Annotated in this window: 4 protein-coding genes; 1 reads left to right on the forward strand and 3 read right to left on the reverse strand. The window is 77.5% G+C overall.

Annotated elements, in window-relative coordinates; all coding sequences use genetic code 11:
* Positions 1-6 precede the first annotated feature (6 nt).
* The 3 genes from ACWD6P_RS31425 to ACWD6P_RS31435 are packed head-to-tail and all read right to left on the reverse strand — an operon-like array spanning position 7 to position 11,660.
* Complete coding sequence (locus ACWD6P_RS31425) at positions 7-324, reverse strand: phosphopantetheine-binding protein (protein ID WP_451447571.1); 318 nt, start codon at positions 322-324, stop codon at positions 7-9.
* A complete protein-coding gene (locus ACWD6P_RS31430; RefSeq protein WP_451447572.1) occupies positions 314-4,786 on the reverse strand; it encodes a beta-ketoacyl synthase N-terminal-like domain-containing protein in 4,473 nt (1,490 codons plus the stop codon). Before ACWD6P_RS31430 ends, ACWD6P_RS31425 begins: the two co-directional genes overlap by 11 nt.
* The gene (locus ACWD6P_RS31435; protein WP_451447573.1) at positions 4,779-11,660 is read right to left on the reverse strand and encodes an SDR family NAD(P)-dependent oxidoreductase; all 6,882 of its coding nucleotides are present in this window, start codon (positions 11,658-11,660) and stop codon (positions 4,779-4,781) included. The genes ACWD6P_RS31430 and ACWD6P_RS31435 overlap by 8 nt, the downstream gene beginning before the upstream one ends.
* 422 nt (positions 11,661-12,082) lie before the next feature.
* Between ACWD6P_RS31435 and ACWD6P_RS31440 the strand changes: the two genes are divergently transcribed.
* On the forward strand, positions 12,083-12,661 hold the full coding sequence (locus tag ACWD6P_RS31440) for a helix-turn-helix domain-containing protein (protein ID WP_451447574.1): 579 nt from the start codon (positions 12,083-12,085) through the stop codon (positions 12,659-12,661).
* The last annotated feature ends 391 nt before the right edge of the window (positions 12,662-13,052 follow it).

Here is a 13,052-nt window from a genome sequence, read left to right on the forward strand (position 1 = left end):
GCGCGCTCAGCCCGCGCAGGCCTGGTCGGCGGTGGTGACCCGGTCGATGTGGGCGGCGAGTTCGCCGACCGTCATGGCCAGGATCTGGTCGATGTCCTTGTCGGCGAGGAGGCCGAGCAGGTCCACGGCCGTGCCGTAGCGCTCCTGCAGCAGTTCGGCCAGGGCGACGAACTCGATGCTCTCCAGGGCCAGATCGTCGTTGAAGGTGGTCGCTGCGGTGATCTCCCCGACGACGAGGATCTCGTCGCCGACGACGCGCACCAGCATGTCGGTGATCTCGTCCAGGATCGGCCGGATGCGCTCGGGTGGGGCGTCAGCTGCCATGGGTGGCCTCCGTGGGGGTGAGGGTGTCGGTGCCCGTGCGGTCCTCGGGACCCGGGCCGGTCCAGGCGACGACATGGCGCACGGACCGGTCGTGGACGGAGTCGAGGCGGACCAGGTGCTCCCGGCCGTCCGGTGAGACCACCAGGAGCGCGCCGCCCGGCGCGGAGACGACGGCGCACTCCCGCGCCGGGACGGCCGGGCCGGTGCCGGTCGCCCCCGCCGCGGCCTGCTTGGCGCACCACAGCGCGGTGAGCCGGTCGGCGCGGCCGCCGTCGGCGGGCGCCTCGCCCTCCAGGAGCCGGTCGGCCAGGAGCCGGTCGGCCAGGCGGCGTTCGGCCGGGGTGAGGGCGAGCCGCTCCAGCGCCCGCGGGTCGTCGGTGACGGTCTCGACGGCGATCCCGGCGGGGCCCGGCCGGTGGGCGAGGGCGACGGCGATCCGGTCCCGGTGGGCGAGGGAGAGGTGGATGCCGTCGGCGAGCGGGCCCTCGGCGCGGGGGCGGCCGTCGACGTCCTCGCCGATGGGCACCTCGACGGGGAAGACCGGCCCGGCTCCGGACTCCCACAGCAGCTCGCGCACCGCGTCCTTGGCGGCGATCCGGCCCAGCAGCCAGGCCGCGCGGGTGCGGGGCGCACAGCGTTCGTAGCGGTCGCGTTCGGCGGCGCCCAGATAGCGGCGCATGACCAGCTCCTGCGAGGCGGGGTCCGGCCAGCGGCGGCGGGCCAGGGTCCAGCCGCCGGGCCGGGGTTCGCCGATGCCGCACACCTCCGGGGTGAACTTCATCGGCCACACCCGCTCGTCGGCGGCGAAGCGGCGGTACGTCCAGCCCTCCAGGTGCGCCCATACGCCGCCGTCGGCGCCGCGCAGCTCGACGTCGCCGCGCACCGAGCCGGGGCGTACCTCGCGGATCCGGGCGGTGGCCGACAGCAGCGCGCCCTCGCGCGGCGGCGGGCCGTAGAGCCGTACCCGCTCCAGGGACGCGGGGAAGACCAGCCGGTCGCCGGTGAGTCGCAGCTGCATCCAGTGGCCGAGGAGCTGGCCTGCGGCGTCCAGGAGGGCGCCGGGTGCGGGCAGGGCGCGCAGCGTGCCGCGGATGCCGTCGGCGGCGAGCGCGGTGACCTCGTGGACCCCGGCGAACGCCGGGCCGTGGAACATCCACCGGTCCCGGTAGAGGGCCTCCGCGCTGACGGGTGCGGCGCTCGGGGACGTCAGCGGTGTGGGGTCGGGGGGCGGCGGGGCCGGGTGGCGTGCGGCGAGGTGGACGGTGACGGCGGCGTGGTCGCCGAGGCGCACCCGGACCCGGCCGGGCCCGTCGGGGGCGCTGGTGATCGTCAGGTCGAGGGGCGGGGCGACGGGCAGCCAGCGCAGCGCCCGTACGTCGGAGTAGCCGGTGACGGTGTGCCCGGGGCCGGCTTCGCGGGCCGCCTCGGCGGCCAGTTCCAGCAGGGTGGTCATGGGGACGACGGGGAAGCGGTCGGCGGGCTCGGGCCAGCCGTCGGGCTGGAGGTAGACGCAGTGGTCGCGGACGTACGGGAGGGTGTCGAGGGAGAGCCGGCGCACGGTGCGGCGCGGGCCGGGGCGTGGCGCCTGCGGGGCGGCCGCGGCGGCCAGCGCGCGGCTCGCGGCGGCGGTCTCGGCGAGGACGGCGTCGAAGGCCCGCCGGACGGGGTCGGTGGCGCCGGGCGGCGGCGGGGGCGGTGCGGCGGCGGGCGCGGGGAGCGGGGTGCGCGGGGACCCGGCGCCGAGGCGGACGAGCGGGGAGCCGAGGTCGAGCCGGACCGTGGTGTGCGCCCGGGTGCCCGCCCCGGCGGGCCGGGCGAGCCGGTCCCAGCGGGGGCTGAGCCCCTCGGTCCACAGCGCGGCGGCCACCCGGCGCAGCTGTCCGACGCCGGCCCGGCGGGGGTCGGCCGCCGCCACGGCGAGGTGCTCCCGGCCGTGCAGGGTGTCGGCCACGAAACCGGTGAGGCTGCCGGCTCCGGCCTGGACGAAGGCGCGGACGCCCGTCGCGTACAGCCGTCTGGTCAGTTCCTGGAAACGGACCGGTTCCAGCAGGTGCCGGAGCACCAGCCGGCGGACGGCGGACGGGTCGTGCGGGAAGGGGGCGGCCGTGGTGGCCGACCACACCGGCAGCTGCGGGTCCCGGAGCGGCAGGGCGTCGAAGGCGGCGCCGGTCTGGTCGAGGTAGGGCGCCCACATCGGCGTGTGGAAGCCGGAGCGGAAGGGCATCTCCTGGGCCCGTACGCCCTGGGCGGCGAGTCTGCGTACGGCCTCGGCCAGCTGCGGCGGCGCTCCGCAGATCACCGACTGGTGCGGGCAGTTGTCATGGCTGACCGCGACCCGCTCCAGGCCCGCGAGCGCCGCGGCGGCCTGCTCCGCACCGCAGCCCAGGGCCGCGTAGACCAGGTCGGGCACGGCGAGGGAGGCCGGCCGCAGCGAGTCGAGGAAGGTGTCCACGGCCTGCGGCGGATACATGCCGGCGACCACCATGGCGGTCCACTCGCCGAGGCTGTGCCCGGTCAGCAGGTCGGGGACGACGCCCAGTTCGGCCAGTGCGCGGGCGAGCAGCCGGCCGGTGGCGATGCTGTCGACGGCCCGTTCGATCAGGCCGCTGCCGCCCGAGACCCGTGGGCGGGGCAGCGCCAGGTGGTCGGCGACCTCGTCGACCCGGGGCGGCGGCTCGGCCTCCAGTCCGGGGAAGACCAGGGCCAGCCGCGCCCCCGGCTGCCCGGCGTACGGCCCGAACTGCGGGCTCGGCGTGAACCAGATGTCGCCGCGGCCGCGCCAGGGCCGGCCGCGGGCCAGGATCCTGGCGGCCAGGGCACGGCGCTTGGGGGTGGGGTCGAACAGGGCGAGCCGGCAGGGGGCGTCACCGGGCGGGGCCGCCTCCGCCCCGTCCGCGTCCCTCATCGCCCGCCCCAGCGCGTCCGGTGTGGGCGCGGCGAGCAGGACGGTCCGCTCCGGCTCCGTCACCCGCAGCGGAGCGCTGCGCGGTGCGGGCGGCGGCGCGCCGGGGCTGCGGCGCCCCGGCGCCTCTTCCAGGACCGCGTGGGCGTTGATGCCGCCGAACCCGAAGGCGCTGACGCCCGCCCGCCGGGGCTGCGGCCCGGCGTCCCAGGGCTCCGCCCCGGTGACCGGGCGCATCCGGGTGCGGGCCAGGCCCTCGTGCGGTTCGTCCAGGTGGAGGGTGGGCGGCAGGGTGCGGTGGTGCACGGCGAGGGCGGCCTTGATCAGCCCGGCGATGCCGGCGGCCTGCATGGTGTGGCCGAGCATCGACTTCACCGACCCCAGGCCGACCGGCGTACGCCCCTTCCCGGCCGGCCCGAACACCCGGGCCAGGGTGTCCAGTTCCGCCGCATCACCGACCGGGGTGCCGGTGCCGTGCGCTTCCAGCAGCCCGAGCGCGGCCGGGTGCGCCGGATCGAGCCCGGCACCGCGCCAGGCCTGCGCCAACGCGCTGACCTGGCCGTCCACCTGGGGGTTCATCAGACTCGACGCCCGTCCGTCGCCCGCCACCCCCACTCCCCGGACGACCGCGTACACCCGGTCGCCGTCGCGCTCGGCGTCGGCCAGGCGCTTGAGCAGGACGACGCCGGTGCCCTCGGAGAGCAGGGTGCCGTCGGCCCGGCGGTCGAACGGGCGGATGCGCTCGGTGCGGCTGAGCGCCCGCAGCTGGGTGAAGACGCTCCACAGGGTGGCGTTGTGGCAGTGGTGTACGGCGCCGGCGACCATCAGGTCGCAGCGTCCCGCGGCCAGCAGGGCGGCGGCCTGGTCGACCGCGAGGAGCGAGGAGGCGCAGGCGGCGTCGAGGGTGTAGGCGGGGCCGCGGAGGTCCAGCCGGTTGGCGGTCCGGGCGGCGGTGAAGCTGGGCACCAGGCCTATGGAGGCCTCCGGCTGTTCGGGGCCGAGGCCCGCCCGGAACGCCTCCCGGACCGCGGCGATTCTCGACTCCCCCAGTTCCGGGGCGAGTTCGCGCAGGGTGACGGCGAGCTGGTGGGCGGTGCGGACCCGCTGGTCGAGCCGGGCGGTGGCCGCGCCCATGAAGCCGCCGCGGCCGAGGATCACGCCGATGCGGGAGCGGTCGGCGGGCAGCCGCTCCTCGCCGCCCGCGTCGGCGATGGCCTCGGCGACCGCGCGCAGGGCGAGCAGCTGGTCGGGCTCGGCGCCGGCGACGGCGGCGGGCATGATGCCGAAGCGGGTGGGGTCGAAGACGGCCGGCTCGTCCAGGAAACCGCCGCGCCGGCAGTAGAAGCGGTCGCTGCGGGCCGGGCCGTCGGCGCCCGCCGGGTCGTAGTAGACCTCCGGGTCCCAGCGGCCGGGCGGCACCTCGGTGACACAGTCCCGGCCGGCCACCAGGTTGCGCCAGTACGCGGCGAGATCGCCGGCACCGGGGAGGATCGCCGCCATCCCGACGATCGCGGCGTCCGTGGGCCGGGGGCCGACGCCCCGCCCGCCGCGCTCACTCATCGTCCGCCGCCCGTCCGTCCGCCTCCGCCGCCAGGACGACCTGGGGCGCGCTGCCGTGGGCCAGTTCGCCGAGGAGGGCGCCGACCGCGGCCTCGGGGTCCAGCAGCGGGATGCCGCGGCGTGCGTAGGCGCGCACCAGCTCGGGGGTGACCATGCCGCCGCCGGCGGCCGCCCACGGGCCCCAGTCGACGGCGAGCACACGGTGCGCCGTACGGGCCGACCAGGCTCGCGCGAGGGTGTCCAGGGCGTCGTTGGCGGCGGCGTAGTCGGCCTGGCCCCGGTTGCCGAAGACCCCGGCGACGCTGCCGAACAGGACGACGAAGTCCATGTCGTCGCCGGCGGCCGCGAGCAGATGGCGGGCGCCGTCGACCTTCGTGGCGAAGACGCGGGTGAAGGAGTCCGGGTCCTTGTCCCGCAGCAGCCGGTCCTCCAGGGTGCCCGCGCCGTGCACGATCCCGTCGAGGCGGCCGTGCCGGTTCCGGATGTCCCGTGCGACGGCGTGTACGGCCGCGGCGTCGGTGACATCGGCGGCGTGGTAGCGCACGGAGGCGGCGAGCGGCTTCAGGGCCGCGAGGGTCGCGTCGATCTCGCGCCGGGCGAGGATCCGGGTGGCCGCGGCCTCGATCTCGGCGGGGGTGCGCAGCCCTTGGGAGATCAGCGCGGCGCGCAGGGCGATGCGGTCGGGGGCGGTTGCCTGCGCCGGGTCCTCGGGGGCATCGGCCGGCGGGGTGCGTCCCAGGAGTTCGATGTGGCAGCCGTGCGCGCGGGCGAGTGCGAGGGCCGTGCGGGCGGTGATGCCGCGGGCTCCGCCGGTCAGCAGCACCACGGAGTCGGCGCCCAGCGCGGTCCGGTGCGGGGCGGCCCGCTCGTCCAGCGGGGCGCGGACCGTGCGCAGGGTGGTGCGGGTGCCGTTGGTGCGGCCCACGACGACCGGCTCCCCCGGGGCGCACAGTTCGGCCAGGAGGTGGGCGGCGATGCGTTCGGGGCGGTCCTTGGGGTCGATGTCCACGGCGCGGATCAGGGCGTCGGGGTATTCGAGCGCGGCCGTACGGGCGAAGCCGCGCAGTCCGGCGCCCGGCAGCGGGTCGGGGGCGTGGGCGGGGGCGTCGTGCCCGAACGTGCCGCCGGCGGCGGTGGCGAGCAGCAGCCACCGGGCGCCGCCGGTCAGGGCGGTGCGCAGCCCCGCGTACTGGCCCGGCAGTACGGCGGCGCGGCCCGCCCGCAGTGCGCTGAGGTCCACCACGCCCTGTGCCGTGGTCGCGGCCAGCCGCTCGGCGGGGACGGTGCGCACCCGCGCCCCGTGGCTCTCCAGGAGGGCGGTGAGCGCGAGCGCCACGCCCTGTCCGTCCTCCACCACGGCGAAGTCGCTGCCCGCCACCACCTCGGCGGGCGGGCGGCCCGCGGGCGGCCCCAGCGGGGTGACCTCGATGAGGCGGCGGGTGGGGGGCCGCACCGGCGCCGCTACGGCCGGTGGCGCGGGCTCGGGGGCGGCCGGATCCACGGCGGCCGGTTCTTCCGTGACGGGCGCGGGACGGGCGGCGGCGATCCGGTCCACGATGCCGCTGATGGTCTTGACCCGGGACAGCTCCTCCACCAGCGACTCCGCGGCCCCGTCCGCGTCCTGCGGCAGCCCGATGCGGTCGGCCAGCGCCCCGATGATCTCCACGCGTTTGATGGAGTCCACCGAGAGGTCGGCCTCCAGGTCGAGCTCGGGATCGAGCATCTCGCGGGGGTAGCCGGTGCGGGTGTGGATGATCTCCCGTACGGAGTCCAGGAGTTGCGAGGGCGTCAGGCCGCGCGCCTCCGCCGCCCGGTCGGCGGCGCTCGCGGCGTCGGCCGCGCCGCCCGCCCCGAAGCCGTCCCCGGCGCCGGTCTCCCCCTCCTCCTCGGCCGTTGCGGAGCGCGACACCGTCAGCGGCCGTTCCCCGGCGGGCGCGGTCCGCGGCGCCGCGGCTGCCGTCTCCCCCAGGTAGCGCAGCACCACGTCCCGTTGGGCCGCGACCAGCTCGCGCGCCCCGCGAAGGTACTCCAGCACCGCGTCCTGCCGCGCCGCTTCCCCCGGTGCGGCGGGGCCCTCGTCCGGTACCGCAGCCACCCGCCGGGCCGGCCGCAGACCGCCCGGCAGGAAGGCACCGTCGGCGGTGCGCACCAGGTGGCCGTCCACCAGCCACCCCGGGCGGCGCGGCGGGCTCTCGGGCAGCGGCCGGGTACGCCCGCGGAACAGCGCGTCCGGGTCGACGGGGACGCCGGCGGCGGCGAGCCGGCCCAGCACATGCGGCAGCCGGGCCAGGCCGGACTCGCCCGGCACGTCCAACGCCACGGCGGTGTGCGGGCGTTCGCCCAGGATGCGGGCGACGAGACCGGTGAGCACCCGGCCGGGTCCGGCCTCCACGAAGGTGCGCACTCCGGCGGCGTACATGTCCTCGATCTGGTCCACGAAGCGCACCGGCTCAGCGACCTGGCCCGCCAGGGTGTCCCGGACGGCGGCGGCGGTGCGGCCGTACGGGCGGGCGGTGGCCCCGGACCAGACGGGGAACGCGGTCCCGGTCACCCGGGTGGCGCTCAGCTCCGCGGCCAGCTCCTCGCATGCCGCCGTCAGCCGGGGGCTGTGGAAGGCGCAGGCGACCGGGAGCCGCCGCGCCTCGACGCCGGCCGTGCGCAGCGCCTCCACGGCCGCCTCCACGGCGTCGGAGGACCCCGAGAGCACGCTCTGCTCGGGCGCGTTGTGATTGGCGACGACCACGCCGGGCGTGCCGCGGGTCAGGTCCCGTACGCGGCCGGGCGCGGCGGCCACCGCGGCCATCGCTCCGGGGTCGTCCCCGGCGGCCGCCAGGATCGCCTCGGCGCGGCGGGCGCTGAGCCGGAGCAGCGCCCCGGTGTCGTACGCGCCGGCCGCCCACAGGGCGGTGAGCTCGCCGTAGGAGTGGCCCGCCGCGCAGTCGGGGCGCACCCCGAGCGTGGTGAGCAGCCGGTGCGCGGCGGCGGAGGCGAGGCCGAGGGCGGGCTGGGCGGTGCGGGTGTCGGTGAGGGCGGCGTGCTGGGCGGCCCGCTGCTCGGGGGTGAAGGCGGCGGGCGGGAACATGGCCGCGGCACAGTCCGGGTCGGCGTCGTCCAGGAGGCCGCGCAGCGCGGGGAAGGCGAGGAACAGTTCGCCCAGCATCCCGGTCCGCTGGCTGCCCTGGCCGGGGAAGAGGAAGGCCACCAGGCCGGGGTCGGCGTCCTCCTGGCGTAGGTACACGCCGTCGGCGGGGGTGCCGCGCCGCGCCGCGTCCAGCCCGGCGGCGAGCCGGTCGAGGTCTTCGGCGACGACACAGACCCGGACCGGCCCGTCGGCCGTGGCCGCGGCGGTCTCGGCGGCCAGGTCACGCAGCGGCCAGGGCCGCCCGGCCGCGTCGTTCTGCGCCAGTCGCGCGGCGAGGCGCTCGATGGCCCGTACGGCGGCGGAGCGGTCGGCGCCGCGGAAGCAGAAGAGCTCGGCGGGCCACTCCTCCAGCGCGTGGTCGGGTTCGGGGGCGCCCGGGTAACCGGCGAGCACCGCGTGGTAGTTGGTGCCGCCGAAGCCGAAGGCGCTCACCCCGGCGAGGCGCCGTTCGACGGGCACCGTCCAGGGCCGGGCGGTGCCGGCCTCGAAGCGGAACGGCCCGGTGTCCGCCCCCGGCCGGGTCAGATGCAGGGTCGGCGGCCGCACGCCCGTGTGCACGGCGCGCGCGGCCTTGATGAGCCCGGCCAGTCCGGCGGCGCATTTGGTGTGCCCGATCTGCGACTTGACCGAGCCCAGGGTGCAGCTGCCGGGTGCGGCTCCCGCGGCCTCGAACAGGTCGGTGAGGACGGCGAGTTCGGTGGTGTCGCCGACGGCCGTGCCGGTTCCGTGGGCTTCCACGAGCCCCACGTGGGCCGGGCTGACGCCGGCGCGGCGGTAGGCGCGTTCCAGGGCGAGCCGCTGCCCCTCGGGCCGTGGTGCGGTCAGCCCGAGCGACCGCCCGTCGCTGGAGCTGCCGACCGCCTTGATCACCGCGTAGATCCGGTCGCCGTCCCGCTCGGCGTCCTCGACGCGTTTGAGGACCAGGGCGCCGACCCCCTCGCCGAGCGCGATGCCGTCGGCGGCCGCGTCGAAGGGGCGGCACCGGCCGGTGGGCGACAGGGCGCGTACGGACGCGAACATCAGGTAGTCGTTGATGCCGTTGTGCACATCGGCGCCGCCGCACAGGACCATGTCGGCGTCCCGGTCGCGCAGTTGGCGGCAGGCCAGGTCCAGCGCGGCCAGCGAGGAGGCGCAGGCGGCGTCCACGGTGCAGTTGGCGCCGCCCAGGTCCAGGCGGCTCGCGATCCGTCCTGCGATGACGTTGGCGAGCACGCCGGGGAAGGAGTCCTCGGTGAGCCGGGGCAGTTCGGCGTCCAGCGCCGGCGGCAGTTCGCCCAGGTAGGCGGGGTGCAGCGCGCGCAGGCCGTAGGCCCCGGCCAGCTCGGTTCCGGCCTCGGCGCCGAAGACGACGCCGGTGCGGGCGCGGTCGAAGTCGCGGTCGGCGTACCCGGCGTCCGCCAGAGCCCGCGCGGCCGCTTCGAGGGCGAGCAGCTGTACGGGCTCGATGCCGGTCAGGGAGGCCGGCGGGATGCCGTGGGCGAGGGCGTCGAAGGGGATGGCGGGCAGGAACCCGCCCCAGCGCGAGGGGGTGCGCTCTCCCGCCCGCGCGGGGTCCGGGTCGTGGTACGTGGCGGCGTCCCAGCGCTCGGCGGGCACCTCGGTGACGGAGTCGACGCCGGTGACGACGTTCGACCAGTAGCGGGCGGCGTCGGGCGCGCCCGGATAGCAGCAGGCCATGCCGACGATGGCGATGTCCAGGGGCGCCGCGTCGTGGTCCCGGGGCCCTGCGGGTGGCCGGAACTGCTCGGCGCGGGCGGCGAGCAGCGCGGTCGCCCCGTCGGTGACGGCCGTGTGCAGCGCGGCGAGGGAGGTGGTGGCGCGCCGGGCGGTGGCGGCCTGGCCCAGCATGTACAGGCCCTCGCGCAGCTGTTCCGGCTCGTCCACCGGCACCGGCCGCCCGCCGTCCGTGTGGCGCAGGCCCTTGCTCGCGATCCGCAGCCGCCCGAGGTTGCGCCGCTCCAGCTCCTCCCACCGGGCCCGCGGTGCAATGCCGTCCGCCGCGAGGCGCCGCTCGGCCTCGGCGAACTCCCCGGTGTAGGCGGTCTCGGCGCAGCGCGTGGCGTGCCCCGGCGCGGTGCGCAGCACTGCGGTCCGCTCGCAGGCCAGCGCCGTGTCCTGGAAGCCGGGGAGGACGGCGCCGGTGGTCACCGCCTCCTCGGTGAAGAGGTACGCGGTGCCCATCAGCACGCCGATCCGGGCGCCGCGTTCGGCGAGCGGGGCGGCTGCGGCCGCGGCCATGGCGGCGGAGCGGGCGTCATGGATGCCGCCCGCGAACAGGACGTCCAGCTCCTCGGCCGTGCCGCGGTGTTCCCGGTCGTGGGCGAGCAGGCGCTCGATCTGCTCCTCCCACAGCGGGAAGCTGGCGCGCGGGCCGATGTGGCCGCCGCACTCCTGCCCTTCGAAGACGAATCTGCGGGCGCCCTCGGCGAGGTAGCGCGCCAGCAGACCGGGCGAGGGGACATGGAGATAGGTCCGGGTACCGGCGGCTTCGAGCGGCGCGGCCTGGGCCGGCCGGCCGCCGGCCAGGATCGCGTACCGGGGTGCGAACTCGGCCACCGCGGCGAGCTGGGCGCGCCGCAGCTCGGGCGGTGCGAAGCCGAGCAGGCCCACGCCCCACGGCCGCTCTCCCAGCCGCTCGGCGGTCTCGGCCAGCAGCCGGCGCACCTGCTCGCCCTCCATGACGGCGAGGGCGAGAAAGGGCAGCCCGCCCGCGGCGGCGACCGCGGCGGCGAACGCCGGCTCGTCGCTGACCCGGGTCATCGGCCCCTGGGCCACCGGGAGATGGGAGGCGGCGGGCCGGGGCGCGAGCGGCCGGGTGCGCGCCGCCGCCGCGAGGTGACCGGTGAGGGCGGCCCGGACGGCCTGGACGATGCCGCCGGTGGTGCGGTACCGCGCGGCGAGCCGGGCGGCGAACGCCCCGTCCTGGCCGAGCGGGAGCGGTCGGCCCGGCAGATCGGGGCGGTCCAGGACCCGGCGGCCGTCGACGACCACGGTCTCGCTGCCGTCCATGGCCCGCAGGGCGGCGGCGAGCGCCCGGGGCAGTCGTTGCGCGCCCTCGGTGGTCAGCGCGAGCTGGGAGTCGAGCAGCACGCCGGACGCACCGCCGGCCAGGGCCGCGGCGGCGGTGTGCGGGCCGATGCCGCCGGCGGCGAGGACGGGCACGGTGAGGTCCGGGTCGGTGAGCAGGCGCTGCAGCAGGACACAGGTGGTGAGTTCGCCGACCCGGCCGCCGGACTCATGGCCGCGGGCGACCAGCGCGGCGGCTCCGGCGGCGCCCGCCCGCGCGGCCTCCTCGGGAGTGGTGACCTCGGCCCATACGCGGCGCCGGCCGCCGTCGGACCAGTCGTGCGGACGGGCACCCGCGCGCCGGGCGGGCGCCGGCTGCCCCAGCGGGCCGGTGAACTCCCGCGGGTCGGCGAGCAGCACGGTGTCGACCGTGGCCGGCAGGTCGTCGGGGGTCAGCGGGCAGCCCACCGGTACGCGTACGCCGTGCGGCCGCCGCAGCCGCCGGGCGAGGCCGGCGAGGGCGTCGCGTGCCGGGCCGGCGTCCCGGCCGAGGTCCAGCAGACCGAGCGCGCCGGCGCGTTCGGCGGCCGCGACGATCCGCTCGTCCGGCTGCTCGAAGGGCGTCAGCGCGACGACGAGAGCGCGCCCGGCCGCGACCGGGGGCGCGGGTCTGGGACGGGAAGAGCTGCGGGACGGGGTGCCGGAGTGAGGGGGCCGGGGGACCACGGGCGCTCCTTGTACTGCGTGGGGGACGGACACGCTGACCACTGCCACCTGCGGTAACCAGCGGGTAGGTCCGCTGATGCCGATGCATCGTGGAGCCACCCCCTTGCACTGTCAACGACCTTGTCTCAGGCGGTAGTTGATTCCGCCAAGGTCATGAACACGGCGGTCGTGCGCCCCGCCTCGGCCCGCTCCCCCGCCGCCGACCTGCGCTTTGCCCGCCCGCTCCGCCCGCGTCCGCGGCCCCGCGCGCCGGTCCGCGCCGCCCCGGCCCATGCCCCGCCGGTATGACTCCGGTGCCGAGCGGGTCTGGGCCACCGGGCCTTGCGGACCGGACGGCCCGCCCCGCGGCGGACATCGCTCCGCCACCCCGCCGACGCGCCCGTTGCCTTACGGGTTCACCCTGACGCGGCTACCGTCCGCCCATGGCCCTCACTATCCAGCAACTGCGCTATCTGGTAGCGGTCGCGGACTGCCGGTCCATCACCGCCGCGGCCGCCGCCGTCTACGTGGCCCAGCCCGCGCTGTCCCGGGCGGTCCAGTCCCTGGAGCGCGACCTCGATGTGGAGCTGGTGACCCGTAAGGGCCGGGGTGCGGAGCTGACCTCGGAGCTGCTCCAGCGCAGCAGCCGCGAGGGGCTGGTGCGGTGCCTGACCAACGGATCGGCGGAGCTCGGTCTGGTGGACCTTCCGGGGGACCAGGAGCTGTCCTCGCACCATCTCCAGGAGCGGGAGGTGGTGCTGGTCTCACCGCCCGGCTCCGGGCTGCCCGAACCGCTTCCGCTGGCGTGGGTGGCGAGTGTGCTCGGCGGTCACGGCTCGCTGCTCTGGTACCGCGATATGGCGTTGCGCACCTTCGGCTCGCGCGCCGAGGTCCGGTCGTTCCGCCCCGCGCTGCTGCGTCCGGTGGGCATCGTGCATGCGCGCACCGCGTTGAGCCGCCCGGCCCGTTCCTTCCTCGCGCACGCCCAGCGCACGGCCCCGGTCCGCGAGCCCTCGCACTGACGGACCTGCCGCCGCGGGCCATACCGGCGCGATATCGCTCCCCTGCCCAACCGGTGAGCCCGGCCGGACCAGCCCGCGGCCGCTTCGTCGTGCGGGTCGGAGGGGACACCCCGTACCCCGTCCTCGGCGCGGGCGCATCTGGTACGCGGAAAAGTCACCCCGGCGTCCGCTCCAGTCCTGCGGGCGGGGCACGGGGCATCCCCTCCGACCGGTCGCGTAGGCGACTGACCCACCGTACCGATGACGGCAACCACGGGCAGAGGCCACGGACGGTGCCGCCGGGCCGCAGACGGGATACACGCAGGCCGGAGGGGACGTACGGGGGTCCGCCCGCAGGACTGGAGCGAACGCCGGGGTGACTTCCGCTCGTACCAGAAGCGCCCGCGCCGAG

The organism is Streptomyces sp. NPDC002446 (assembly GCF_053595675.1).

Excerpts from the sequence above, each read along its gene's own strand:
- ACWD6P_RS31430 (WP_451447572.1), bottom strand. The coding sequence starts at position 4,786 with ATGAGTGAGCGCGGCGGGCGGGGCGTCGGCCCCCGGCCCACGGACGCC.
- ACWD6P_RS31425 (WP_451447571.1), bottom strand. The coding sequence starts at position 324 with ATGGCAGCTGACGCCCCACCCGAGCGCATCCGGCCGATCCTGGACGAG.
- ACWD6P_RS31440 (WP_451447574.1), top strand. The coding sequence starts at position 12,083 with ATGGCCCTCACTATCCAGCAACTGCGCTATCTGGTAGCGGTCGCGGAC.